The following is a 26,584-nucleotide window of genomic DNA, read 5'->3' as shown; positions in this document are numbered from 1 at the left end:
AAAGCAAGGCTAGCGGTAATAAAACACTAATAAAAAGGTGAAAAGCGGAGGTTGAAAATGAAGAAGACAAGCATTTTTTTGGGATCTTTTTTTATTTGTCTGTTGATGTTGTCCGGGAGGCAAATGGCCATTCCGTATCAAAAGGATACTATTCCGGAAAAAGTAGCAGCACTATATGCGGCCAACTTTCACCAATTTCAAAATGAGGTGGATTCTTTGGTGACCCTTGTCAATAAAGCATCTTCCATCAACGAATGGGAGGCGCTTAAAGGGCAGGTTGAAAAAACCAGGTTGATTTATAAGAAGATCGAGTTTATTTTTGATTATTACCGAACCTTCTACAATGGCACTTATATCAATGGCGCTCCTTTGCCCAAGGTAAGCGAGTATTTTGAAGCCGAAAAAGTGATTCCACCTGGCGGCTTGCAGGCATTGGATGAAGCTGTTTATGAAGAGGCCTCGATTGAAAATTTGCACCACATAAAAGTGTTGGCCAACGGACTCAAAGAACGGGTAGATTTTATAGCGAATATACATTTACCGGTTCATTTAAAGTCGAGCCAAATTATAGAGTGCATCCGCTCCGGTATCGTCAGGCTCTTTACTCTGGGACTAACAGGATACGATACTCCTGGCTCTGTAAATGGGTTGAAGGAAAGTGTTGCGAGCTGGCAAAGTATGGAAACCACATTTCTATATTTTGAATTAGGTATTTTCCCAGCTGCCAAGGCCGAATTCGAAGCCATAAAAAAACACTTTACCAAGGGCAGGAACATATTAAATGCCAATATCCATTTTAATGATTTTGATAGGTTGGCGTTTTTAAAGGAGGTGGTCAACCCTTTGTACGCGGCCTTGTTGGACTTTCAAAATGCAAACAAGATTGCGCTGGAGCCCTATAAAAGGCACGCCCAAAACTATAAGGCCAAGAATATATTCGACATTGATTTTCTGAACACGGATTTTTATTCAGAACTGGTTTATCTGCCTTTGGACAACCCTAAGACCATTGCCTTGGGGAAACTGTTGTTCGGGGATCCACAGCTTTCGAAGGACAATGTCATGGCCTGTATAAGCTGCCATAATCCAAACAAAGGTTTTTCGGATGGCTTGCCCAAAAGTGTATCCAATCAAAAAGGTGTTTTTACCGATAGGAATGCCCCAACATTGATAGATGCAGGCTATTCCACACGATATTTTTGGGATATGCGTGCATTTGATCTTGAAAAACAAGTGATACACGTTATAGATAACGATTTGGAGTTCAATACCAATTTTGATGCAATTATTGGTAAACTGAATAAAAATGCCCAATACAATACATTATTTAAAGAGGCTTATGGAGGTATTGCCAAAGAGGATATCAATCAGCGATCTATAAGTAATGCCATTGCGGCCTATGTAAATTCTTTAAAATCCTTCAATAGTCCTTTCGATAAATATGTGCGAAACGAAACCAAGGAGTATCCCGAGAATGGCAAACGCGGATTTAATCTGTTTATGGGGAAAGCGGCCTGTGGAAGTTGTCATTTTGCACCGGTCTTCAATGGCACCATTCCTCCGTTTTATCTGGAATCGGAATCGGAGGTGTTGGGCATTACCCAGGGCTTTGATTCCATTGCCCCTAAGTTGGATACGGATTTGGGGCGCATGGACAGTGGTCTAAAAATGGACAATCATCCTTTTTTTAAAAATTCCTTCAAAACGGTTACGGTCAGAAATATAGCCTTGACAGCGCCTTATATGCACAACGGTTTATTTGATACTCTGGAAGACGTTCTGGCGTTTTACAACCTAGGGGGAGGGGCAGGAATGGGTTTGGAGGTGGAATACCAAACTTTGCCAGATGCGCCCTTGGAACTGTCCCAGCAGGAAATTGAGGATATCATTGCCTTTATGGAAACACTATCGGATTCTCCGGATTATGGGGATTAATTGGTTAATGGAATCCGATTTTTTAAGAGTAGTAGTTAGCGTGAGTTCGATTTTACCAAAATACCGTTTGGGTTTGTTTTCTACAAATTCAATTTGTGTTCAAGCATCCAGGAGATTTATGAGGGATAGTTGATGGTACTATGGTCCTGTTATATGTTGCAACCACTTACCAAGATCTTATATTGTTGTAGTCTGTAACTGGGCATCTACTGGTTTTCTTTGATCTTTGGAAGTAAGGCTTGGAGAGTTGAGTCAGATTATTATTTTTACCTAATAATATCCACTTAAGGATTATTAAAGTTAAAATGAAAAAAGTTTTTACTTGCTGCTTATTTGATAATCCTTACCATTCTTTTCTCCTAATGCTTCTGTTATTTGTTGGGAATGGGTGGGTCCATGCCCAATCCAGGGCAGAAATTAAATGGACAGAAGGTAATCCCTCCCTGGTAATTGACGGTGAAACCTATCCGCCATATGCCTATATGTCCTATTTGGGGGAGGAGCAATATTACAAGGAAATAGCGGCAACCGGCATCCATATCTATAATATTCCGGCCTATCTGGGAGAAGGAGGAATAAATACCATTTCAGGTATTGGTGCTTTTAGGGCTCCCATTTGGTTGGGCGAAGGTAAATACGATTTTACAGGATTGGTTAAGGATTTTGAAAAGATCATAGAAGCTGATTCCAAGGCAAAAGTTATTATCCGTTTTTATCTGGATCCCCCGAAATGGTGGACACAATTATATCCAGAAGCTTCGGCCCATTTACCGGACGGCACTACTTTTCGCCAATGCTTCGCCTCGGAAATATGGCGGGAAAAAACAGCGGAGGTATTCCGTGACTGTATGGATTGGCTAATTGGTTCCCCATACTCCAAATATTTGGCGGGAATACATGTTGCAAGTGGGTTTACAGAAGAATGGTTTTATCACCCCAAACAATATCAGGATCAAAACCCCGTTCGTTTACAAGCTTTTAGGAAATGGTTAAAGGAAAATTATAAGAACAATGGTGCCTTGCGAAAAGCATGGAACAAGCCTTCACTTACTTTTGAAAATGTCCAATTGGCCAATATAGATGAACCTGTAAAACACAGGGAATGGAGGAATCCCGATCGGGATCGGAACTATATTGATACCTATCGCTTCCAGGCCGAGGTCTTGGTAGATAATATCGCCTATTTCAGTAAAATCGTCAAGGAAAAGAGCCGTGGCAATCTTTTGACGGGTGCCTTTTCCGGATACCATTATTTTGTAGGGGACGCTAGGCGTGGACACGGTGCCCTGGCAAAGTTGTTGGATTGTCCAGACCTGGATTATCTGTCGAGCCCAAATGTGTACAATCGAGTAATAGGGGAGGACTGGCCGGCAATGGCAGCGATAAACTCGGTTCACCTCCATGGCAAGTTATGGCTTACGGAAAACGATACCCGAACCTCCATAACCACATTGTTGAAAGATCGCTCAACCGGCATAGCACCTCCCGGACAGTATGAGAGCGGTGTATGGTTGGGTCCGGAGGAAATGGATACCTCGGTATCCTTTTTATGGAAAAATACGGCAAGAATGCTGGCCTATGGGTATGGAGGCTGGTGGTTCGATATGTGGGGTGGATGGTTTAGTGACCCAGAACTATTGAGGGTATTGGAGAAAACACAGCAATGTCACACCATATTTCCCCCATCAACAGGAGAAAAGATGAAACCGCAAGTAGGAGTAGTGGTGGATGAAGAAATCTCCTTTTGGGATCCGACCTATGGTCATCTGACGGAAAATATTTTATCCAACCGCTATCCATTGGCAAAAACAGGGACTTCATACGACCTATTTCTTCGTACGGACCTAAAAAGTATGCCAACATCGCAATACAAGGTAGTCTGGCTTATGGGCTTGCTTGAAATTAATTCAAAGGAGGAATCTAGAATTAAAAAGTGGACCAAACAGGGAATAACCGTTCTATGGACCAATGGTAAGGGAACAAAAATCTTCGATCCAAATGGAGGGGAGCTGTTTCTGGACGGAAAACTTAAATGGTCGGCCTCTGAATTGGGGGAGATATGGGCCAGAGCAGGAGTACACAGGTATGTTGATACCGAGGATGTATTCTATATTGGCAGAAACAGGATGGGCATACACACCAAAAAAGGCGGTGAACGTACCATCAATTTTCCGTTTAACGCCCAGGTGATAGATCCATTGGAGAATAAAATATTGTATGATTCCACCAGACAGTTCAAATTGACATTGAAACCAAAATCAACTGTGCTATTAAGGGTAAACCCTTTGGAAAATTAAAAGCTAAACTTTCAAAAAATATTTATAGCTATTAATGGCCTTTACCGTGGTCAGTAGTTGAAACTAAATATTGCCTATGTAATGCATTGAGTGAATCCGGCGGAAATTTCCGGTCATGGCAATAGGTTTTACAATGTCGATTATTGGGATACATGAATCCTGCCTTAAATTAAAAGATTTGTTAACTTAGGGGTTCGTTCAAATTAATTAGATAAAAGTAAAAATGAAAATAAACGACTCCTTCGATCCCGGCCATTATAGAGCCAATGATAAACGTTATGATACAATGCAATACCGTCGCTGTGGCAATAGCGGTATCCTTCTGCCCTTAATATCATTGGGGCTTTGGCACAATTTTGGTCATACCGACAATCTGGAGATGGGCCGAAATCTATTGCGTTGTGCCTTCGATAACGGGATAACCCATTTTGATCTGGCCAATAATTATGGACCTCCCTATGGTGCCGCGGAAGAAAATTTCGGACAGATTTTTAAAAGGGATTTTCAGCCCTATCGGGACGAACTTATAATCTCCAGTAAAGCTGGTTGGGATATGTGGCCAGGACCCTATGGTAATTTCGGCTCACGTAAATATTTGATTGCATCTGCAGACCAAAGCCTGAAAAGAATGGGGCTGGATTATGTAGATATTTTTTACCATCACAGGCCAGATCCGGATACCCCCTTGGAGGAAACCATGGGAGCCCTGCACCATCTGGTTCAAACAGGTAAGGCACTTTATGCGGGCATATCGCAGTACCCTGCAGAATTAACTGCCAAGGCCGCTAAAATCATGAAGGATTTGGGTACGCCCTTATTGATCCATCAACCACGATATAATATGTTCGACCGTTGGGTGGAAGATGGTTTATTGGATGTATTGGAAGAACAGGGGATAGGCTCTATTGCTTTCTCCCCATTGGCACAAGGTGTTTTGACCAAGAAGTATTTAAAAGGTATTCCGGAAGATAGTAGGGCTATTAAGGATGGTCGCTATTTGAAAGAAGACCAAATTACCCCGGAAGTTTTGAACAAGGTAGGCAAACTTAATACACTGGCTGAAAATCGGGGCCAAAGCCTCGCCCAAATGGCGATTGCCTGGTTGTTGAAAGATCAGCGTATTTCCACGGTTCTCGTTGGCGTTAGTCGCACAGAACAATTGCTGGACAATATTGAAGGATTAAAGAATATTGGTTTTAGCGCAACGGAATTAAAGGAGATAGAGGGAATTCTGGGATAATGAATAATTTATTACCTTGGAATATACAACTAAAGAATAATTATGGCGAAAGCGAAGAAGACCCATATTGTTAAGATATTGGAGACACATTATATTACCCATGACGTGAAACGTTTTGTGGTGGAAAGACCCGCGGATTATAATTTTATTCCGGGGCAGGCAACGGATGTTGCCATTAACCTGCCGGAATGGAAGGACCAATTGAGGCCTTTTACCTTTACCTCAATAATGGAACATGGCTTTCTGGAATTTATGATCAAGATCTACAATGATCATGAAGGCGTCACCAATATGTTGGGCCGTACCCATGCGGGGGCAGAGCTTATTATTCATGAGGTATTTGGGGCCATACAATATAAGGGACCTGGTATTTTTATTGCCGGTGGATCTGGAATTACGCCCTTTATATCCATTTTTAGACACCTTTATACCCATAAGAACCTTCATGGCAATAAATTGATCTATTCCAATAAAACGTCGGAGGATGTGATTATGGAAGAAGAATTGCAGAAAATGCTCGATGGTAATTTTATAAAAATATTTACCCGCGAGAATGTGGTGGGATTTAGGGGAAATAGAATAGATCGAAAATTCCTCATCGATAATATTTCCGACTTTGGTCAGAACTTCTATTTATGTGGTCCCAAAAAGTTCGTTTCAAATATTACAGATCTATTGTTAGAGCTTGGAGCCACGGCAGAGACGGTCATAATTGAAGAATAAGCACTAGATAACCGTGGCCAATGGAACATACCGTCAACTATTAATAAAAAAGGTGGTCCATATTTAGACCACCTTTTTTTATATGTATCAACTTAAATTTATGCTAAATCAAAGCGATCCAAGTTCATCACTTTGTTCCATGCTGCTACAAAATCCTTTACAAACTTGTCTCCAGAATCTTCGCAGGCATACACTTCTGCAATGGCACGGAGCTCAGAGTTGGAACCGAAAATAAGATCGGCCCGGGTGCCTGTCCATTGTACACCTCCAGTCTTGCGGTTGCGTCCTTCAAAGACATTTTGGGAATCTGAAACCGCTTTCCATGTGATACCCATATCAAGCAAATTTAAAAAGAAATCGTTCGTCAAGGTTTCTGGCCGCTTGGTGAAAACACCGTGTTGCGAACCGTCATAATTGGTGTTAAGTACCCGCATTCCACCAAGGAGCACCGTCATTTCGGGAGCGGTCAAGGTCAATAATTGCGCCTTATCTACAAGCATTTCCTCTGTCGTTACCTTGTAGGTGTCCTTTACGTAGTTTCTAAAACCATCTGCCCGTGGTTCAAGTACTTCAAATGCTTCAACATCGGTCTGTTCTGTGATTGCATCGGTACGTCCTGCATAAAAAGGTACATTAACAGTCTTACCAGCATTTTGTGCAGATTTCTCAACAGCAGTATTTCCTGCCAAAACTATAAGGTCCGCCAAGGAAACTTTCTTATTTCCGGATTGTGAATTGTTGAATTCCTTTTGGATACCAGCTAATTTTTCCAACACATGGGCCAATTGAGTAGGGTTATTTACCTTCCAATTTTTTTGTGGAGCTAAACGAACACGTGCTCCATTTGCTCCCCCTCGTTTATCCGAGCCTCTAAAAGTTGAAGCAGATGCCCAAGCAGTTGATACTAATTGTGAAATAGAAAGACCTGACGCCAAAATTTTTGATTTCAAATCGGCAATGTCCTTATCATTGATCAATTCATGATCAACCGCAGGCACCGGATCTTGCCATATTAATTCTTCCTTAGGCACTTCTGGTCCAAGATAACGTGATACCGGACCCATATCACGGTGAACCAGTTTAAACCAAGCACGTGAATATGCATCAGCAAATTCCTCGGGATTTTCTAAAAAGTGTCGTGATATTTTCTCATATGCAGGATCCATGCGTAGAGACAGATCCGTAGTCAACATAAACGGGGCGTGCTTTACGTTTGGATTATGCGCATCAGGTACAGTTTCAGCTCCAGCATTGTTTTTCGGCTTCCATTGATGTGCTCCAGCAGGACTTTTGGTCAATTCCCATTCGTAACCAAATAGATTTTTAAAAAAGGTGTGACTCCATTTGGTTGGGGTATTGGTCCATGCGCCCTCTATACCACTTGTAATGGTGTCCGCACCTACCCCGGTTCCATAGTTGTTCTTCCAACCCAGTCCCTGTGCCTCAATACCTGCTGCAGCGGGTTCTGCTTCCACATATATATTGGGATCGGCGGCACCATGGGTTTTACCAAAGGTATGTCCCCCGGCAATAAGGGCAACCGTTTCGTAATCGTCCATTGCCATACGGCCGAACGTCTCACGTATATAATGTGCAGACTCTACAGGGTCTGGATTAGCGTTATGCCCTTCAGGATTTACATAGATCAACCCCATGTGGGCAGCTCCAAGCGGGGATTCCAATTCTCCGCTTTCGGAAAAACGTTCCTTATTTCCCATCCATTCCGTTTCCGAACCCCAATAGACATCCTGTTCGGATTCCCATATATCCTCACGTCCTCCGGCAAAACCGAACATTTTTAATCCCATGGATTCGTGTGCACAGTTCCCGGCCAATATCAATAAATCAGCCCAGGATAATTTCTTGCCGTATTTCTTTTTAATGGGCCACAGTAACAAACGGGCCTTGTCAAGATTGGCATTGTCCGGCCAGCTATTTAGAGGAGCAAAGCGCTGGGACCCGGAACCTGCACCACCCCTACCATCATGTATACGATAGGTGCCTGCACTATGCCAGGCCATACGAATAAAGAAAGGGCCATAGTGTCCATAATCAGCGGGCCACCAATCTTGACTGGTTGTCATTAATTTGTAAAGATCATTTTTTACCGCTGCCAGATCTAACTTCTTAAACTCCTCTGCATAATCAAAATCCGGATCCATGGGATCTACCAAAGAAGAGTTTTGACGAAGTATATTCAATTTTAATTCATTTGGCCACCATTCTCGGTTGGTAGTACCTCCACCAGCTACTTGATGTAATTCTCCATTTAAAAAAGGGCATTGTGCACTCGATTCGTTTACATCCCATGCCTTACCATTTGATGAAGGGTTTGAATGTGTCTTATTTTCCATTTTCGATAGTTTTTATGTGATTGTTCCTTTAAATTTACGATAATATTTTCTGATGGATTTGATTTCTTGATAACTAAAACTTATGGGAGTTCAAGAAAACTTATGACCCGGCCCGGAAAGGAGTATTTCTTCAGCTGGGAGAACAATAGAATTGAAAAATGCAATAAATCTCGGGAGGAAAATAATCTCTACGGGAAAATAAAGGATTTTATAACTTTAGGTTTCACTGGCTCCTATTTCATTGGCAGATTTATTGTGTTGTTTTAAGATTGAATAAACCAAGCTGGATTAACAATATAGAAATACATGAACGGCATTTGCAACCTCCACCTTTCGTGCTACAGAGGTAAATTTAAGCAAGGATATTTTTGCCCATTTATGGAGTAACCCCAAAACCGAAAAATGGATACAGGAATATCTAAAAAAGGTTTCTTCAGAGGAAACTTATACCCATTGCTTGAGGAACAGATATTTTTTAGAGAGTATTAAGGAGAGTATAAAGGAGAGTATTAGAACAAGCGGCATTGAGGTATTAATTAATTTCGGAGCTGGATTTAGCATGTATCCATTTCTGTTGGACAAAAAAATAATCAACATTGAAATTGATAAACTGGAGGTTGTAGAATACGAAAAATCCAAAATAGATCAATGGCAAAGAACCAACGTGCTTCCCAAGCGAAATTTGCATTTTATAGGAGTTGATTTTAGTACGGAATATAAGGATGTATTATGGATTACCTTAACCACAATTAAGGGCAGCAAAAAATGCATTATACTCATTGAAGGGGTTTTGTTCTTTTTGGAGGGGAAGAAACCAATAATTTGTTCAATCTCTTCAACATCATTCAAAATACGGGCGATATCATTGGCAGTGCATCCTTTAAAGATGAATTAAAGGAATCTTTGGCCTTTAAACGACTGCTTCTCTTTTTTGGGGAGAAGGTAGCTAAGACCAAGGCCATCGACTATCAAACTGTTTAGGACGAGTTTTACCAAAAGAGAGGGAATTATTCCGTAATGGATTATCAGGATTATTTTAGTCTTTCCATGACGTATAACCATAAAATTAAACTCCAAAAGGAACTTATCTTAAATGAACATTTCTACCTCTTGAAGAAAATGTAATCCTGAACAATAAGCTCAGCATAAAGGGTATATGAAAATTATGTACCTTAAGCTCTTACCAAACTTTGACCAAACCTGAACATGAAAAAACTTAAGTTTCCAACGGCCCAAACTATTCTTATTCTCATCGCTGTATTGGTTACCATATTAACCTGGCTTGTTCCTGCTGGCAAATATGATAGTCTGGCATATGATGCCAAAAGCAATAGTTTTACTAAAATAAGCCCTGAAGAAAGTGTGGAATTACCGGCGACACAAGCAACTTTGGAAGACCTGGGGATAAAAATTCCTATTGAGAAATTCACAAACGGCGATATCTATAAACCTATAGGCATTCCATATACTTATGTAGAAATGCAGGCTCAACCACAAGGACCTGCCGCCTTGGCAAAATCGCCCATTAAGGGGATAATAGCCGCGGCCGACATTATTTTTTTGATTCTTATTATTGGCGGTCTCATCGGCATTATGAACCTAACAGGTGCCTTCAATGCCGGAATTTCCTGGATGGCGAAAACGCTCAAAGGTCGGGAGTATATTCTTATAATTGCAGTAACCACTCTTATTGCCCTTGGGGGGACGACCTTTGGTCTAGCTGAGGAAACCATGGCGTTTTATCCAATTTTGATTCCGGTTTTTCTAGCGGCCAAGTATGATGCCATGGTTGGTCTTAGTTGTGTATTTCTAGGTTCTGGAATAGGTACTATGTGTTCTACCGTAAATCCCTTTGCGACAATAATAGCTTCGGATGCCGCGGGAATAAATTGGACCACAGGGCTTAACAATCGAGTGATTATGTTGCTTTTATGTGTTACAATTACCATTCTTTATATTCTTAGGTATGCAAAACGGGTAAAAGCCGATCCATCAAAATCACTTATTTATGACCAAAAAGAGACTATCAACAAGCTGTTTGGATTGGATACTATGGATAATACCGTGAAATTTACCAATAGACTGCGGATTATTACAATAGTGTTTTCATTGTGTTTTGTTGTTATGATCATAGGTGTTTCCTTTTTGGATTGGTGGTTTGTAGAAATGACGGCCACATTTCTAGTAGGGTCCATAATCATTGGTTTTATTGGCAGAATTAAGGAAAGCGATTTCGTGGAGGCCTTTGCCAAAGGTGCTGCCGATTTGCTTAGTGTGGCATTTATAGTGGGAATCGCTCGGGGAGTAACTATTTTAATGGAGGATGGACTTATTAGTGATACCATTTTGTATTATGCCAGCACCATTACCGAAGGTATGCACAAAGGCATATTTGCGAATGTTATGCTCTTTATTTATGGGGGACTGTCATTTTTTATGCCATCGTCCTCGGGTATGGCGGTGTTGACCATGCCTATTTTTTCCCCCTTGGCAGATACAGTTGATATAGGTAGGGAAATAATAGTAGACACTTATTTATATGGAATGGGCTTATTTCATTTGATCAATCCCACGGGTTTAATTCTGGCAGCTTTGGCAATAGTAAAAATTGGTTTCGATAGGTGGCTAAAATTTATTGTTCCCCTGCTTTTAATACTAACCGCTACCACTATGATTTTTTTGACTATTTCTGTGTTATAAAATAGAAATCAGAACACGGAAAGTTGCGTTGAACGCCTTCCCAAATTTTTTATAAAAAATTCCTTCCGATAATTAACTTTAGTAATTTTGATAGATACCCCCTAATCATAACTATGGGTATCCTAGTTGGCAGGGTGGAAGAGATTTTACAATAACTACGGAGCAACCTAATAAAGAAAAGTAAAGATGGAGAAGACAAAAATTTTGGTCCAAGAGACCATCTCTGCAGAAAAAAATAAGGTTTGGGATTACTACACCAATCCGGATCACATAACAAAATGGAATTTTGCTACGGACGACTGGCAATGTCCTCATGCCTCAAATGAAATGCATGTGGGCGGAAAATATTCGGCACGAATGGAAGCCAAGGATGGTAGTTTTGGGTTCGATTTTGAAGCCATTTATGATGAAGTGGTTCCAGGAGAGAAATTTTGCTATACCCTGTCCGATGGGAGACAAGTAAAGGTCACCTTTAATAAGGTAGGGGACAGGACAGATGTAAAAGTAAGCTTTGATGCTGAATCTGAAAATTCATTGGAAATGCAAAAGGGAGGATGGCAAGCCATCCTAAATAACTTTAAAAAGTATACAGAGTCCAATTAAATACTGGGCTATTGTTATTTGATAGGTAGGAGGTGATATTCGCTTTTCCTTCCTACATATATTTTGTACTTACTACAAATACGAGGAGAACTTATTATAGCCCTACCAATCTAAACCTAAAAAGAAGATTATATCTTTATGAAATGACCACAACGGAGAATTTTCAGGAATTGGAAACCAACCGACTTCTCTTACGTAGGTTGGAGGAGACGGACTGGGAGATGATATGTTATCTACGTTCGGATAAGGAGGTAAACAAGTTTGTTAAAAGACAGCCTGCGGAAACTAAGGAAAAGGCACGCGCCTTTATAGCAAAGACCAACAACGGAATAATGAATGGGCAGCTGTACCAATGGTGCATTTCCATAAAAAATAATCCTGCAATGATAGGAAATATCGTCCTCTGGAATTTTTCCAAGGATCGTAAAACAGCAGAAGTGGGGTACGACCTTAGTCCGGAATTTCAGGGCAAGGGCATAATGGACGAGGCTATGAAAGCAGTGCTCCACTTTGGGTTCAACCAATTGAAGTTGGAATTCGTGGAAGCGTTCACCAGTAAACAAAATGAAAGCTCAAAAAAATTGCTGCTTAGAAATCATTTTAAGTGGAATGCAAGCAGAAAGGACTCCGCCGATGAGGACAATATTATTTATGAGCTAGATAACTCCAATCGTTTATAGAACACAAAAGATTTTATATCTTACGGTAATATTAGGGACAGTTCTAATAACCACACTTTAAAACCATATCCAATGCAATACTCAAGAAATTCATTTTTAAAAACACTTGGTCTTGGTGGCCTATTGGCTACTAGTTCAGTTTTGACCGCTAGTCCGTTCAAGGATATTTTAGGGTCAGGTCATGTAGGCACGGAAGCAAGAAGCCTTACCCTGGGATTGGCATCCTATTCCACTCGAAAATTTAGTTTGGATGAAACATTGGCAATGGCCAAGCGATTAAATCTTAAGCAGATTGCGCTCAAAAGCATGCATATGCCATTGGAGAGCAGCGAGGAAGAGATCCAAAGCATAACGGCAAAATTCGATAAGGCAGGAATAAACCTTTATGGAGCCGGAGTGGTCTATATGAAAACGGCCCAAGAAGTTGAAAACGCTTTTCGTTACGCCAAAGCGGCCAAAATGAAAATGATTATAGGAGTACCCAATCACGACTTATTGCATTTGGTTGAAATGAAAGTAAAGGAGACCAATATAAAGTTGGCAATACATAATCATGGACCAGGAGATGAGGTTTACCCTACACCTGAAGTGGTTTACAATAAAATTAAAATGCTCGACTCCCGTATTGGACTTTGTATAGATGTAGGTCACGTACAAAGATTGGGGTTAGATCCAGTAAAGAACATTAAAAAATATGCTGACCGCTTGTATGATGTCCATCTTAAAGATGTGGACAAATCGGAGGCCGATGGCAAGTCGGTCGAGTTTGGAAGAGGGGTGTTGGATATTCCAGCAGTTCTCAAAGCCTTGAAAGGAGTTAACTATACAGGTGTAATGGCCATGGAATTTGAAAAGGATACCGATGATGTTTTTGCAGGCCTTGCCGAATGCGTGGGTTATGTAAACGGAGCATTGGACGCCATGAAATAAGTGGGCTTAGATGTAAAAAAAATGTTGTTTAAAAAATGAGCGCGCCTCCAAAATGCTTTATTCTATTTTCATTTGTTGTGATAGCCTTTGGAGGTTCATTTTTCGCGCAACAACCATACATTCAGGATGTACAAGGAATTCGCCCCGTAGACTCCTCCCAAATATGGTTGTCACACGAGCATATTTTGGTCGATTTTATTGGGGCCGATAGTATACAACCCAATTCCTGGAACCATGATGCCATTATTGCGGAAGTATCTCCTAATTTGGATGAACTGGAAGCCTTTAAAGTGAATTATTTTGTGGATGCCACTCCTGACTACTTAGGTAGGGATGTGCTGCTCTTGGAAAAACTGGCAGTTAAGACAGGACTGAAAATCATAACCAATACCGGACTGTATGGTGCACGCAATAATAAATTCCTTCCCAAATATGTCCAAGAAATAAGCGCTGTAGATTTAGCGAATAAGTGGATCAATGAATTTAAGAACGGAATAGATGGTACTTCTATAAAACCTGGCTTTATCAAGATTGGCGTAGATACTGCCGACCCTTTGGATACCCTACACCAGAAATTGGTTAAAGCGGCTGCCCTTAGCAGTTTGGAAACGGGATTAACCATAGCCTCCCATACCGGAAAAGCCGTGGGCTTGTGGCCGCAACTGCAGATTCTTAAGGAAATAGGAGTTTCCCCAAACTCATTTATATGGGTACATGCCCAGGCGGAAGATGATAACAATACTTACCTAAAGGCGGCCGCCATGGGCTGTTGGATAAGTCTGGACGGATTGGGCTGGGATGTGGACAGGCACTTTGAGAAATTGCTGTTTGCCAAAGAACACAGTATTTTAGATCGCATTCTCATATCCCATGATGCAGGTTGGTACGATCCCCAAAAGCAAGAACAGACCCTTGCCCCCTATACCAATATTTTTACCAAACTCCTTCCTGATCTTAGGGCCGGGGGTTTTACGGAAAATGAAATTATGCTATTGATTTCCGTAAACCCGGCTAGGGCTTTTGCGATAGAGAAAAGTAATTAATCCTACCAATTACCTGTTAGTATTTGTATCTGGTTTGAAATTCTTAAATTACGCTTTCTTCGTTTAATTGAAGGCTTTAGGGAAGGAATAACACAACGGCTTGGCTAATCAGCACGCATTATTTTTTCTATAAACTTTTCGGCATTTTTAATATGCAGGCTTCTTTTATCCTCGGACATCCGGTTATAGTTATAATATAGCATGGAGGTTCTTGGATTTGATTTAAAAAATTCCTGATGTTCGGCTATAAAACGCCAAAATAGGCCGTCCCAAATTTTTTCCCAATCACCTTTGGGGTAATTGCTCATTTTATTGATATAGTTGGAAGCCCCTACATAAGGTTTGGTAGCAAAGGTGCCACCATCTGAGAACTGACTCATGCCATAAACATTGGGGACCATTACCCAATCATAGGCATCAATAAATAGCTCCATGAACCATTTGTATACTTCATCTGGATCAAATTCGCACAAGAGCATAAAATTACCTAAGATCATCAATCTTTCTATGTGGTTACAATAGCTAGTCTTCAATACTTTTTTAATGGTCTCGTCAATTGGCGCCACACCGGTGCTTCCATCGTAAAAGCTCTTTGGTATTTTTCTTTCAAAACCCCAAAAATTCTTCGTTCTGGAGTAGCTGCCCTTGCATTCATACATTCCTCGGATAAATTCTCTCCATCCAATAAGTTGCCTAATGAAACCTTCGGTGGAATTAATAGGGATATTCTCCTTTTCTGCAAAAGACAAACTTTGGGTCACAACACGGTTTGGCAATATCAGCCCCACATTTAGAAGGGGGGAAAGGATACTGTGGTTTAAAAAGGAATGCTGTTTTACAATCGAATCTTCATAAATGCCAAAATCAAAGAATCGATACTCTAAAAATTGAACAAACCAATTCTCGGCTTGTTCATGGTTTATGGGATAAATGGGTTCTTTTGATAATAGTCCTGGATTGTCCTTAAAGTGTTTTTCTGTATACGATACGGATTCGGTCCAAAAAGAGGTTGCCTCAGGAAAATGGATGCTCGGAGGTGTTTTTTCCTTAGGATATTTTTTGCGGTTATCCGTATCGTAGGTCCATTTTCCACCTTTGGGTAGGTCCTCATCATCTAAAAGAATATCCATCTTTTTGCGTTGCTGTTTATAAAAAGTAGTTTGGAAGAATGATTTTTTATCCGCCCTAAAAAAAGTGGAAAGGTCTTCTTTTGTATTAATAAATAACGGACTGTTAAAAATATTGAGCTTATAGTTTTTGGCAATGATTCTAATCCTCTTTTCTAGCCAATTATCAACAGGGTCAATAATGTTTATTTCAGTTATTTCTTTACTTTTTATTTCTTCATGAAATATACTGATATCGGATAATTTGTTGTTGGTTTCTATATAATTGACCTTAATGCCTTTTTCTTCCAAAAAATGCTGATAATATTTCATAGAGGCCCTATGGAAAGCTATTTTTTGTTTGTGGAAGAGGTATTGTTTGAAGAAAAGATATTCTTCAATTAAATAAACTTCATTGCCATTTGTGGTTAGTGTGCTTTCTTCGAAAAGCTGATGTGGAAATATGAGGTTAATTGCTTTCATAATTGTTTTTATTTCGTCTACACCTTTCGCTACAGTATTTTACATCTTCCCAATTTTTTTCCCATTTCTTACGCCAAGCAAATGGTCTTTTGCATACCGGACATATTTTTATGGGCAGATCACTTTTTTTCATTGTAGTAATAGTACATGTTCTTTTGTTTTCAACGCAAAATCTCCCATAGGTAATGTTATAGGCTACTAAAAATAGGTCAGAACTCCAAGGGGCGTTGCCTTTTCTTTTTATGAATTCCAGGATCATAAATTATGAAGTCCCGCACACCTATAAACTATGGCTCCGGCAATTATTTTTTGAAACCTACAATTCCTTTTTGCATTTTTTCCAGAAAGAGAAAAATGAAGGGTAAAAACCTGTTAAAGAACTCATCCATTTCCTGGGTACTTCCTTACCTTGGTAATGACGGTTACAAGGGTGCTCTTTAAAAATAATATGGTCAGGATTTACGAACTCGGTTAATTTGGAAAATTCCCCAACAAATAGTTTTGTGTCTTCTATATTTTTTGTCAGTTCAATGGCGAAATTAATACATTTTTGATTCACCGGGTTTTTGGCGAAAAAGGAGGGTTCTATTAAAAAAACCCGTTGTACCTCTTGGTCTTTATACCAATACGGATCAATATTGTAATAGTTATAAATTAAAGTTGCTTTATTCTTTTCCAGCGTCGGGTTTCCAGTATCGGGAAGCTTCATATCAAACTCAAAAGGAACGGTTTCCTTTAATATCTCGGGGATGTCAAGGTTACCAAATGCGCTATATTCAACATCCAAAAAAGTGTTTTGTTGGGTGCTTTTAAAAAAGTTGTTAATGTTGTTCTGATTGGCATAGTATTTTTTGTTGGAAAATGCACCTGACACCCATTGCCAACTTAAAAAATTACTGGCCAGATCACCATCCAGTAGATGACTATACATCCATTTGGCAGGCTCTAACCAATGTGAATTGGCAATGTTGCAACAAATTGATGCCACATACATGCGCATATGGTTATGCATATATCCCAAAGTGTAGAGTTGTTTTATGGCAATGTCCACCTCCTCAATACCGGTGTTGGCATGTAGAATAGCCTTTGGTATTTGATAATTTGATATGGGAGTTTGTATGTTTTTTAAATCTTGCCTGATATCCTCTTTTTTTGCTACCCAAACTTGTTGCCAATAATCTCTCCAAGCCAACTCTTGAATTAGTTTTTCCGTTTTGTACCAAGGTAGGTCCAACGTTTTTATGTGCTGATAAACCTGTCTTGTTGATATTACACCTCTGGAGATATAAGGGCTCAAGTGGGTTACCGCTCCATCTTTATGATTTCGGGTGTTGGAATATTTTACAGGATCTATTTGTCGTATCCTGTTTTCTATTGCCAGTATATCTGTAGGAAAGTTTATCACTGCGGTATTTTGGTTTTTGTAAGATTCATGTGCCTATCTATCTTTTGTGTAGTAATCCTAATACTCAATCTCCAATTCCTCGTATTGTACTTTCTCAATAATATCTTCCCTGTTGGAATCTACTTTTGGATTGTAAAGATCCTTGCTTATAGGATAGGCCTTTATGGCCACATCCTCCATATCATCTTCCATGACATTACGGATTTCTTCTTCGTTTAGGTCGTTGTTCAACCAAACGTCCACATCCTCGTCCCTTAAAATTATGGGTCTCCTATTTTTGGTATTGTGGATTTTCTTGAAGAGGGGAGTGGCGGCCTTGGTCAAGATGGTAAAGGTGTTATAACCGTCCTTGGTTGTAGTGTAGAGTCCGGCCAGGCTCATAAGGGCCTCATTTTTTCGTTCAAAATAAAAAGGAATCTTAAACTTTTTGGGTGCCGTATGGGGTTCATAAAATCCGTTTACGGGAATTACACAACGCTTGGTCATGGCACTGAAGCGGTAAATAAAATGATCAAAAAGTTTTTCCGATCGGGCATTTAGTCCCGCCCCAAACTTGGCGGCCTCCTTGTAATAATTTTTGTAATCGGCCCCTGTGGAGTTCTGTGGCATTATGCCCCACATAGAGGGGGTAATATGGCCACTACTTTCTTGGGGAATGATCCATAACAAGGGATGTGCCCATCCATTGGCATGGTGATAGGTGAGTTCTCTTTCTATTGGGGTCTTGCCCATTAATTTGGAAACATTATAAAATTTCTCCACATCCTTTATGGAGGTGGTTACCCTGGTACCGAAACACATAATAATAGTTTTACCCTAATTTAAGAATTTAACTTTTCTGGATTGACTTCAAAATCAAAAAATCGTAAATTTGGAAAATATCCATAAAATAGGATTATTTCCAAATAATGAAAAATATTGTGTACAGAAATCATGATCGATATGCCATTAAACGCCTGCTAATGGAAATAGGTGCGCACCAATTGAACAAGGAATGCGAGTTGATGCGACTCCCCTTTCCAAAGCGCTTGGGCCTATTTTATATTGAAAGTTCGGATGATTGTGTGTATTTGGTATATAAATATTACGATGGAGAAAGAAAGGTAATGAAATTGGATCGCTACGAACTCCCTGAAGCGGGATGGGAACGGGTTTCTTTGGAATGAAACTTATTTGGCATTGGATGGATGGTATTGAGAATTGAGTAGTGCATAATTTTCAGTAATCGGTGGTCGGTGTTTTTCAGGCAAAAGCCATTAGCCACTAGGCAATATTAATATGTTAGTTTAATATTATTAACAGCCGTCAGGTCCTCTATATATTGTCCTAATCCCAAGGCCCGCACTTTCAATCCCTTCCGTCTTCGCTTATGGCGAAGCCACCTTGTCCTCCCGCGGAAAACGCGGGACAGGCTTAACCAAGGGAAGGAGCCCTTGCTGTCGTCGTTGCGAGCGCAGCGCGGCAATCTGTTTGTTATCAGAACGCAACAAATTCCCCTTTTAAGAGAACATGTACCGTTTTTTTAGTGGAAGTACCTGCCCTGTATTTTGGCGGGGTTCGGGAGTGTTCAGTAGTCAATATTCTTCTAAGGTATGTTCATAAGAAGTTTTGACCCTTGATGGAAACATGAACCGACTTTAATTTTGTTCTGCGTTGTTCCACTAAAACAACGTATGTTTACGTTCATATAAAACCAACCCCATCTTTAAACCAAATATGACCCCAATATTCCCGGGATATAAAGGAATTAATTCCATCTTCCAACCTATCCTATCTAGGGTAACCTACCAACCCAGTTAATGAAAAAACTACTACTTTATACAATACTGTTATTGATTATTGCTTGTAATTCGGACAATGTTATCCCAGTGACAAATGTAGAAGAAATACCAACAGAGGAAGAAACTTTGCCAGAAGAAGAGGAGGAGGAAGTGCCTGTGGAAGAGGTATTATTGCCAGAAGAGGTTTTTCCGGCCGGGAGTTTGAACAGCTTTTTTTCCAACAGTCTAATCTCCGACAGATCCAGTAATATCGACAGAAAGTACCCCATTCAGATAACAGAATATGACCAGGTAAATAACAGGATCAAAACCAATTATTCATACTTGGAAAACCTATTGGTGCAGGGCACCAATAATCAAAGTTGGTTTGTAACCCAAAATGGTGAAGCTTCAACTGTAGTTGAAATTGTAAGTGTAAATACAACGGAGGGTTGGATCAGCTTAGGTAATACCTATCTGGGAAGTTTAAATACCAGAATAGGTGCGACCTTGGAATTTTTTAATCCTTTTGTCAACTACGAAATTATAAATGATAGGCCAATATTTAGCCCTTATCCTACCGTAGCATCCGAAGAAAATCTCCATTATATTCAACCAGGCGGTATCATTGAAAAATCAGATGGCACCTATATTCTATTGACTCCTGTAGTATTCGGTCCACATACCAAAAGAAGTATTTATTATGCCAGCAGTACTAATTTAGAAGATTGGACCTTTCATGATGACTTGGTATTGGAGACCATGACCATTCCCTTTGCCATAGCAAATGGTAACGTGTTTTCCACGGGTAATCCGTTTAGGTTGGAAGATGGTAGTTTACTGGTGTTGCTAGGGGTACAGCAGCCGAACAATAATTATACTTCTGCCTATATGATTTTGGATGAAGATTTGAACATTTTGCAGCAGCCAACCGAAATTATGATTCCGGAATGGAACGGCTTGGATCAAAACAGTTTTCCTTTGGCCATAACAAAATTTAATAATGAGTACAGAATATTATTTCACCGAAGAAATCCAAGTTTTATTGATCGGGAAATCCATGAGATCGTTGCTTCAAATTTGTTGGATGCCCTGAATTTTAATCAAAGTATTATCTCTTCCAATATTATTCACAAAGGAAATACTAGCAGTGGTTATTTAAGGGGAAAAGCGGATGATGCGGCATATTTGGAATTTAATTCGGAACTCTACATACTCCTTGGGGGTGAAGAGTTAGGGTCTACCTATTTAACTTCGAGGAATAGGGAATACGGACTGGTGAAGTGGAACGGAGGTAGCTGGGACCATGATAGTAGAAGTCCATTATTGGTAAACCCAGTGCAATTGCACAACAAGTACCCTGAATATGATTGGGCTTGGGATCACCTAGGGGCCTTTGTCTCCCCAATTATCAAAAATAATACGCTGTACGTTTTTATGGCTTTTGGGACGGACAATCCAGATTATTTTATTTCAGGCATAAAGGTGTCCTTAAATTAAGGATATCAAATGGTATCTATTAGATTCTTATTGGGTACATCGCTATCTATAAGTCAAAAGTCCTCACGAAGATTGAGCCAGCCTATCGGCAGACAGGCGGAGTAGAAATCGAATAGGTGGGGTAGTAGAGAGTAATGAGTAATGAGTAATGAAAATTGAGTAGTGAGAGAAGTAAGAATCTAGAGTATAGATGCTAGGGCCTAGACTAAAGACTTATATTGAAAGTTTAAAAGTTGAAAGTTGCCGAAACAGTCATTTCGAACGAACGATAGTGAGGAGAAACCGTAGCTTTAGCGAAGGTTCACGAATACCCCTAGAATAAATACGGCATGAGCTAAATTGCACAAGTAGCTCAACCGAAAGGTCCGGAATACTCCTAAAATAAATGCAGCATGAGCTAAATCACACAAGTAACTCCAGCCTATTATGTGTGACTTCTCGTCGTCCCGAAAAGGGACTCTGTCGAAGTGACCAACAATTTCCGTTCGAGGGTAATGCAATGATTATTGGGAGAGAAATCATTGAGTGTAAATCAGCGAACGGCTCCCCTCTTTGTTCCAAAAGGGGAATGAATTTTGCTCCAGTTGGCGCGAAAGAAAGGGGAGCCTGCCTAGCCGACAGGCAGGTTTACCTGCCGTCAGGAAGGCGCAGCGAAGTAATCTGTTTATTCTTGTTTAGAGAAAATTTATGCCTATGCCCCTTACATTTACGAATCCCTTTTAAAGTCCATTCTTGGGTCAAAGGGACTTTTACAAAGTGATTATCTCGTCCCCGGTAATTTGCCTGCACATTGCTGGACGGTCTATAGAAATTTGGAATGCCATCTAGATATAAACCCATCCAAAACTCTGTGTTGAACTTATTTTTACTCTTAAAGTGGAATTCTATGATAATTTGGTATCATTATAATTGATGAAAATCGTAGCTTTACGGTCTTAGCCTAAAAAAGTAATAATTTGATGTGGTTTCCTTTACACAGCCGATTTAAGCGCCATAAGAAGAATAAGGACAAGTCCTACCGCGAAATGGAGGATCAGATTACTGAACTCCAAAAACAGAATGAAATACTTCAATCTCTTTTATCCTTTCATAGTGAAGAAGAAAAGGAAGAGGAAAGTGATAAATACGCCAATACCATTCTTAATAATATGGGGGACGCGGTATTTGTAAAGGACGATGATAGTAGGCTGCTGCTTGTAAATAATGCCTTTTGCGATCTGTTCAATCTTCCAAGAGCTGAAATAATAGGAAAAACCTTGGCAGAAAATGTGCCTGTTGATGAGAGGGAAAGTTTTTTAAGTATTGATAAGCAGGTACTTTTGGAGGGAACTGATATCATTAATGAGGAGTCCCTTACCATAGAGGAAAACAGGAAGAAAATTCTTTCTACCAGGAAATCAAGGTTTATTGATACCAATGATAAAAAATTCTTGGTTGGGGTAATACGAGATATTACTGAAAGCAAATTGGCAGAACAGGCATTAAAAGATAGTGAAGTTCAATTGAGGGAACTCAATGCTACCAAGGATAAATTGTTTGCAATTATAGCCCATGACTTAAGAAGTCCATTCAATAATATCTTAGCATTATGCGAGATTTTGAATATTGCCATTGAAAAATCGGAAGTTGAAAATTCTGAAAAGTATTTAGGCCTAATAGAATCTACTGCCAGAAATACCCTTGTTTTGCTCGAAAATTTATTGGACTGGGCAAAATCACAGTCCGGACAAATCAGCTTTAAATCAGAGAAAATTAGTATTGCTAATGTTATCCAGGAAATATTGAATCTTTCAAGATCCATTGAGAGAACAAAAGGTATAACTATAAATGTCATCGAATCTGTTGATATTGAGGTGGTTTCGGATATTAAAATACTAAAGACCATCATGAGGAATCTTGTATCCAATGCTATTAAATATAGCAAACCAGGTGGCACTATTAGTATTTCTGCCGTCGAGGAAGAAAACCAAGTCAAAGTGACCATTTCTGATAGTGGTGTTGGAATGGATGACAAAACACTTGATAATTTATTTCATATAACTGCCAATACACCATTGCCAGGTACCTTAAATGAAAAAGGCTCGGGTTTTGGATTGGTGCTCTGTAAGGAATTTATTGAAAAGCTGGGCGGTAGAATATGGGTGGAAAGCGAAGAAGGTAAAGGAAGCGATTTTAATTTTACCTTACCGCTGAACTAATTTAATAAAATAGCAAAGCCCATGCAGATTGCTACTAATTGCAAAATACACGGGCGCTATATTGCTCAAGTTTTCTTAGGGATATTATAACCACCTATTCCCAGGTACGTATTACTTATGATTTGGGTTTGAGCAAATATATCTGCATTATACCTTCATCAATGGATATTAAGCGTTTGTCTTTTCTTTTTCCACACAGATTGTTGTGATATCAAAAAATTGAATCCTAACCATTATCCTTTTTTACGATTTTAGAACTTGAGGACAATTTCTGATGTATAATGGTGGCATTGCCCTTATAGGATAGCACACTATTTCCACTGGCATCGACTGAAATGGAATTGTTTACCGTAAGATAGGCATTGCTGTTACCGGAGAGGTCAATTTTTAGCGTTTCAATGCTGAGGTCGTAATCTGATATTTCAGAGTTCCCTTTTAGCTCCACATCCATAGTTTTTACACTTCCTGAAAAATCTACCATACAGTTTCCTGTGGCATCCACATCAAGGCTTTCTACCTCCAAAGGGCCGGAAATAAAGGTATTCCCTGTTAGATGTATTTTTAGATTATCTGTTTCCAAAAGATTTTCCAATACCAATTTTGTGTTACCCTTAATAGTAAAATTATTGATTTTCTTGGTGGTAATAAACACGTTTAAGGTTTCCTTTCCTTTTATGCTAAGATCATTGTCCAGTTTCACGGTTAACTTGTTGCTTTCCTTGTTTACTATGACATATTCGTGAAGATTGTCGTTCGCCTGAACTCTCAATTTTTCCTCGGTTTCCGAAAAGTCTATGTATACCTTAAAATTATCATTAACTTCCAAGGAAGTATAGCCAGAGAATTCAAAGTCCTTAGTGGTAATTTCAGAGGAGGCCGTAATAGTATCCTTTTCACAGGACCATAGTAGAATAGAAAAGGCAATTACTAAACTTATTTTTGATGTAGAACCCATTTCTTGTTTTTTTAGATTGATTATTTCTTTGCTGATATCAGTAAATAGATTAGAAAAATGGTATATATAACGTATATACATTTTCTGTAAAATTCAATACCTAGATTTTTCATAGTACATTTATTTTGAGATTTTTTTTAAATTAAAATGGTGCTTAAGACACCACCATTTTTCTATTTTTAATAAGCGGCCGTGAAACGTCTTAAGGCCGACCATTGACTTCTTTTGCCGTATTTCGTTTTTGAAAAGAAGACATGTTTATTAGATTCTGTGGGTATTCTTCGGTAATTATCAAATGCTTTCATGACTTTATTTTTTTTGATTAATAATTGAAACAAAGATCGTTTGGAATTCCACGGCCCACAATCGCATATGTATGTGGAAGATTGATGGATCCCTATCCAATTTATGCCGCCAATCACATCCTAAATAACATTTATTTTATACCGCTCATTGTTAATAATGGAAAAAGGATAGGCACGTTATATATACCATATTTCATTAGGGTAGGGATACATTTCCAAGGCTTAGGTCCTCAAAAATATTTACTATGTCATAATCCGAGTTCAAGGACGTTCTGTTGTCTTCCAAGGCAATTCCGTAGCCATGTCCATGAGCAATTTTTGAATTTATGATGGTTAAATTGGCCAAGTAATCCCCGTCAAGACCAATACTAGCTATTTTGCCTACCCCTGGCATTTCAGATTTTCCGGCGTAGAGCACCTCCGTTTGGTCTAGCAGGTTTTTAATGTTGTCCGATTGAATACGGATTCCGTTCCAGAAACCTTTGCTGGCATTGGCCCCAGTAAAAACAATCTTGTTGGTATCTGTGCCTTTGGCAATTAAATATCCGTTTGGGAACACCCCTAACATTTTATCTTCGGCAAACTTAAATACAGCTCCGGGAAGTATTTTTAAGCCGGATTGGATGCCCAAATTGCCACTCACCAAATAGCTAGCGCCAAAATGCAGGGAGGGCCAAACAGTCTCGCTTCCATCCGGACTGAACAAAGTAGATCCTAGAATTTCAACTCCATTATGACCGTTGCCTATAAATTCCATTCCTGTGGCATTGTTAAGTTTTTTCACCTGGTTGGCAGCCATGGTAATGGCCGGACCTTGGTTTTCATGAAACCTAATTTGGTCTATGTGTACAAGTTCAGCGCCGTTTTCAAGGTAAATTCCATTGCCACCACTGCCTACGATTTTGGAGCTAAATAACTTTAATTTAGCCTCATTGGCCCCTCCCAATCCAACGGCAGTCTTATACTGCAATCCGTCCATAATTTCGCTTCCGGCATTGTGTATTTCTACGTTGTCCAATTCGTTTTTCATGTCGTTGGACATAATGGAGATACCTTTCCAATAACCTCCGCTTACGGATTCATTTCCAAGGAATTTAATGGGGTCCTGAGGACTGCCAAGGGCAATTAAATAGCCTCTCTTGGTAATGTTGATTTCAGAGTCCTTGTCCATGTACAATTCAAGGCCACCCAAAATCCTTAGCCCGGAAATAACCTCTACTTTTCCCTTTACAATGTATTTTGCATCTAAAGAAAGACCCGAGCCGTTGTAAAAATCGCTCCATACGGTTTCTTCAGTATCATCGATTTGGTCACCGATGATTTCTATATTGTCTTCTTCATTATTTTGAAATTCGGACAAGCTGGATACAACCCCAAACTGTGAGGCAGGTATCCTCATAATTTTTTTGTTGTTCCTATAGGCATTAAAGGATTCGGTGTTCCACTTAGCTCCAACTTCAACGGCCATGGCAAAGGCAGCACTATACTGAATAATCGAGGAGACTAGGTTAAGGTGGCCCGGACCCTCGTTGGCGATACCCAAACCAGTAGCAACCTCCATACCATGGGCAATGGCACCACCTCCGTATTCAATGGTAACCCGGTCTAACTTGTTTAAGGGACTATTGGAATTTATAATCAATCCCTTCCAATAGCCAGGAACCTTATTCTTACCCGTAAAGGTGATAAACGAGCTGGCCGCTGGGGTTGTTATGATGGCCCCAGGATTGTCTATATACATAGCGGTATTTTGTTCAAAGGCAATAACTACGTTTGGATCTATGGTAAGTAGGGCCGTTACATGTATATCACTTGTTACCAAATAATCGAATTTGCCAGGGTCCTCAAATACATTGGCCAAATGAAGACGTTCCGTAATGTTTTCCGAAATAATTATAGTTTCCTGTAAGGGAGGGTTTTCTCTGTCTTTTACTAAAATGGCAAGTTCATCCGTATCATAGAATTCGGAATTGAAAATTTTTAGTTCCACCGAATAATTCCCCGCTTTGTCTGGGGTAAATTTAGGTTTGGCCGTTACTTCTTCCTCCAACTCGGTTAAACTGCCGTTGGGCTTGGCCTTTATTTTCCATAAGTACTGGAATGGTTTACCAGCCTTATCCTTGGATTTGGATCCATCCAAGACCAAGGTCTCACCGGTAAGGATTTCTCCTTGATACTCGCTGACAACCTTTGCCTCCAAAGTGTTTGCTGGAATTTCACTGCTGTCGTCCTCAGAACAGCCAATTATCATTAAGAAGAAGATGGTAAGTAGAATTAGATTTGTTTTCATTATCCTGATATTGAGTTATTGTTTCAATTTTTTTCAGGACAAAGGAAGTCAGGAACTTTAGTACCTACAATCGCATA

20 protein-coding genes are annotated in these 26,584 nt (G+C 39.7%); 13 read left to right on the top strand and 7 right to left on the bottom strand.

The features are described from left to right. Positions 1-57 precede the first annotated feature (57 nt). From MWU78_RS15825 to MWU78_RS15810, 4 genes are all read left to right on the top strand, one after another. Positions 58-1,935 carry a cytochrome c peroxidase gene (locus tag MWU78_RS15825; protein ID WP_246999459.1) on the top strand — a complete coding sequence of 626 codons (1,878 nt, stop codon included), beginning with the start codon at positions 58-60 and terminating at the stop codon, positions 1,933-1,935. 305 nt (positions 1,936-2,240) lie between these two features. Further along, a complete protein-coding gene (locus MWU78_RS15820; RefSeq protein WP_246999457.1) occupies positions 2,241-4,232 on the top strand; it encodes a beta-galactosidase in 1,992 nt (663 codons plus the stop codon). A 223-nt stretch (positions 4,233-4,455) separates the two neighbouring features. Next, entirely contained in the window at positions 4,456-5,472 is a 1,017-nt protein-coding gene (gene mgrA / locus MWU78_RS15815; RefSeq protein ID WP_246999455.1) for an L-glyceraldehyde 3-phosphate reductase, read from the top strand. Between the two features lie 42 nt (positions 5,473-5,514). Further along, positions 5,515-6,195 carry an FAD-binding oxidoreductase gene (locus tag MWU78_RS15810; protein WP_246999452.1) on the top strand — a complete coding sequence of 227 codons (681 nt, stop codon included), beginning with the start codon at positions 5,515-5,517 and terminating at the stop codon, positions 6,193-6,195. A 98-nt stretch (positions 6,196-6,293) separates the two neighbouring features. On the opposite strand, the gene katG is transcribed toward MWU78_RS15810, so the two are convergent. Beyond that, positions 6,294-8,549 carry a catalase/peroxidase HPI gene (katG, locus tag MWU78_RS15805; protein WP_246999450.1) on the bottom strand — a complete coding sequence of 752 codons (2,256 nt, stop codon included), beginning with the start codon at positions 8,547-8,549 and terminating at the stop codon, positions 6,294-6,296. 457 nt (positions 8,550-9,006) lie between these two features. Between katG and MWU78_RS15800 the strand changes: the two genes are divergently transcribed. The 6 genes from MWU78_RS15800 to MWU78_RS15775 all read left to right on the top strand — a co-directional run bounded on the left by MWU78_RS15800 (position 9,007) and on the right by MWU78_RS15775 (position 14,505). Beyond that, positions 9,007-9,444, top strand: coding sequence for a class I SAM-dependent methyltransferase (locus MWU78_RS15800; protein WP_348647098.1), 438 nt, complete (start codon positions 9,007-9,009; stop codon positions 9,442-9,444). 311 nt (positions 9,445-9,755) lie between these two features. Then, entirely contained in the window at positions 9,756-11,249 is a 1,494-nt protein-coding gene (locus tag MWU78_RS15795) for a YfcC family protein (RefSeq protein WP_246999449.1), read from the top strand. Between the two features lie 186 nt (positions 11,250-11,435). Continuing rightward, the gene (locus tag MWU78_RS15790; protein WP_246999448.1) at positions 11,436-11,852 is read left to right on the top strand and encodes an SRPBCC family protein; all 417 of its coding nucleotides are present in this window, start codon (positions 11,436-11,438) and stop codon (positions 11,850-11,852) included. A gap of 143 nt (positions 11,853-11,995) precedes the next feature. Next, the gene (locus tag MWU78_RS15785) at positions 11,996-12,532 is read left to right on the top strand and encodes a GNAT family N-acetyltransferase (RefSeq protein ID WP_246999447.1); all 537 of its coding nucleotides are present in this window, start codon (positions 11,996-11,998) and stop codon (positions 12,530-12,532) included. Positions 12,533-12,604: 72 nt separating this feature from the next. Beyond that, on the top strand, positions 12,605-13,462 hold the full coding sequence (locus MWU78_RS15780) for a sugar phosphate isomerase/epimerase (protein ID WP_246999446.1): 858 nt from the start codon (positions 12,605-12,607) through the stop codon (positions 13,460-13,462). Between the two features lie 35 nt (positions 13,463-13,497). Beyond that, on the top strand, positions 13,498-14,505 hold the full coding sequence (locus tag MWU78_RS15775) for a phosphotriesterase (RefSeq protein ID WP_246999445.1): 1,008 nt from the start codon (positions 13,498-13,500) through the stop codon (positions 14,503-14,505). A gap of 104 nt (positions 14,506-14,609) precedes the next feature. Here MWU78_RS15775 and MWU78_RS15770 read toward each other — a convergent pair whose 3' ends face one another. The 4 genes from MWU78_RS15770 to MWU78_RS15755 form a co-directional block, all read right to left on the bottom strand. Next, complete coding sequence (locus MWU78_RS15770) at positions 14,610-16,094, bottom strand: cryptochrome/photolyase family protein (RefSeq protein ID WP_246999444.1); 1,485 nt, start codon at positions 16,092-16,094, stop codon at positions 14,610-14,612. After that, entirely contained in the window at positions 16,081-16,227 is a 147-nt protein-coding gene (locus tag MWU78_RS15765) for a DUF2256 domain-containing protein (protein ID WP_246999554.1), read from the bottom strand. The genes MWU78_RS15770 and MWU78_RS15765 overlap by 14 nt, the downstream gene beginning before the upstream one ends. Before the next feature lie 183 nt (positions 16,228-16,410). After that, complete coding sequence (locus tag MWU78_RS15760; protein ID WP_246999443.1) at positions 16,411-17,499, bottom strand: FAD-binding domain-containing protein; 1,089 nt, start codon at positions 17,497-17,499, stop codon at positions 16,411-16,413. A 57-nt stretch (positions 17,500-17,556) separates the two neighbouring features. Further along, a complete protein-coding gene (locus tag MWU78_RS15755; protein WP_246999441.1) occupies positions 17,557-18,300 on the bottom strand; it encodes an SOS response-associated peptidase family protein in 744 nt (247 codons plus the stop codon). 107 nt (positions 18,301-18,407) lie between these two features. Between MWU78_RS15755 and MWU78_RS15750 the strand changes: the two genes are divergently transcribed. From MWU78_RS15750 to MWU78_RS15740, 3 genes are all read left to right on the top strand, one after another. After that, entirely contained in the window at positions 18,408-18,665 is a 258-nt protein-coding gene (locus MWU78_RS15750) for a hypothetical protein (RefSeq protein WP_246999439.1), read from the top strand. Positions 18,666-19,298: 633 nt separating this feature from the next. Further along, a complete protein-coding gene (locus MWU78_RS15745) occupies positions 19,299-20,759 on the top strand; it encodes a hypothetical protein (protein WP_246999437.1) in 1,461 nt (486 codons plus the stop codon). Between the two features lie 959 nt (positions 20,760-21,718). Next, positions 21,719-22,957 (top strand): PAS domain-containing sensor histidine kinase, encoded by a 1,239-nt coding sequence (locus MWU78_RS15740; RefSeq protein ID WP_246999434.1) that lies wholly within the window; start codon positions 21,719-21,721, stop codon positions 22,955-22,957. 226 nt (positions 22,958-23,183) lie between these two features. On the opposite strand, the gene MWU78_RS15735 is transcribed toward MWU78_RS15740, so the two are convergent. Beyond that, positions 23,184-23,912, bottom strand: coding sequence for a head GIN domain-containing protein (locus MWU78_RS15735; RefSeq protein WP_246999432.1), 729 nt, complete (start codon positions 23,910-23,912; stop codon positions 23,184-23,186). 501 nt (positions 23,913-24,413) lie between these two features. Then, complete coding sequence (locus MWU78_RS15730; RefSeq protein WP_246999430.1) at positions 24,414-26,507, bottom strand: right-handed parallel beta-helix repeat-containing protein; 2,094 nt, start codon at positions 26,505-26,507, stop codon at positions 24,414-24,416. Positions 26,508-26,584: the final 77 nt, after the last annotated feature.

Source organism: Arenibacter sp. F26102 (genome assembly GCF_023015865.1).
Lineage (GTDB): Bacteria > Bacteroidota > Bacteroidia > Flavobacteriales > Flavobacteriaceae > Arenibacter.
Note: the sequence above shows the minus strand (reverse complement) of the source record. Positions and strands in the feature narration are given on the sequence as shown.

What these genes read in the sequence shown, in the direction of transcription:
- MWU78_RS15825 (WP_246999459.1), top strand. Translation starts at nt 58, where the DNA reads ATGAAGAAGACAAGCATTTTTTTGGGATCTTTTTTTATTTGTCTGTTG.
- MWU78_RS15820 (WP_246999457.1), top strand. Translation starts at nt 2,241, where the DNA reads ATGAAAAAAGTTTTTACTTGCTGCTTATTTGATAATCCTTACCATTCT.
- mgrA (WP_246999455.1), top strand. Translation starts at nt 4,456, where the DNA reads ATGAAAATAAACGACTCCTTCGATCCCGGCCATTATAGAGCCAATGAT.
- MWU78_RS15810 (WP_246999452.1), top strand. Translation starts at nt 5,515, where the DNA reads ATGGCGAAAGCGAAGAAGACCCATATTGTTAAGATATTGGAGACACAT.
- katG (WP_246999450.1), bottom strand. Translation starts at nt 8,549, where the DNA reads ATGGAAAATAAGACACATTCAAACCCTTCATCAAATGGTAAGGCATGG.
- MWU78_RS15795 (WP_246999449.1), top strand. Translation starts at nt 9,756, where the DNA reads ATGAAAAAACTTAAGTTTCCAACGGCCCAAACTATTCTTATTCTCATC.
- MWU78_RS15790 (WP_246999448.1), top strand. Translation starts at nt 11,436, where the DNA reads ATGGAGAAGACAAAAATTTTGGTCCAAGAGACCATCTCTGCAGAAAAA.
- MWU78_RS15785 (WP_246999447.1), top strand. Translation starts at nt 11,996, where the DNA reads ATGACCACAACGGAGAATTTTCAGGAATTGGAAACCAACCGACTTCTC.
- MWU78_RS15780 (WP_246999446.1), top strand. Translation starts at nt 12,605, where the DNA reads ATGCAATACTCAAGAAATTCATTTTTAAAAACACTTGGTCTTGGTGGC.
- MWU78_RS15775 (WP_246999445.1), top strand. Translation starts at nt 13,498, where the DNA reads ATGAGCGCGCCTCCAAAATGCTTTATTCTATTTTCATTTGTTGTGATA.
- MWU78_RS15770 (WP_246999444.1), bottom strand. Translation starts at nt 16,094, where the DNA reads ATGAAAGCAATTAACCTCATATTTCCACATCAGCTTTTCGAAGAAAGC.
- MWU78_RS15765 (WP_246999554.1), bottom strand. Translation starts at nt 16,227, where the DNA reads ATGAAAAAAAGTGATCTGCCCATAAAAATATGTCCGGTATGCAAAAGA.
- MWU78_RS15755 (WP_246999441.1), bottom strand. Translation starts at nt 18,300, where the DNA reads ATGTGTTTCGGTACCAGGGTAACCACCTCCATAAAGGATGTGGAGAAA.
- MWU78_RS15750 (WP_246999439.1), top strand. Translation starts at nt 18,408, where the DNA reads ATGAAAAATATTGTGTACAGAAATCATGATCGATATGCCATTAAACGC.
- MWU78_RS15745 (WP_246999437.1), top strand. Translation starts at nt 19,299, where the DNA reads ATGAAAAAACTACTACTTTATACAATACTGTTATTGATTATTGCTTGT.
- MWU78_RS15740 (WP_246999434.1), top strand. Translation starts at nt 21,719, where the DNA reads ATGTGGTTTCCTTTACACAGCCGATTTAAGCGCCATAAGAAGAATAAG.
- MWU78_RS15735 (WP_246999432.1), bottom strand. Translation starts at nt 23,912, where the DNA reads ATGGGTTCTACATCAAAAATAAGTTTAGTAATTGCCTTTTCTATTCTA.
- MWU78_RS15730 (WP_246999430.1), bottom strand. Translation starts at nt 26,507, where the DNA reads ATGAAAACAAATCTAATTCTACTTACCATCTTCTTCTTAATGATAATT.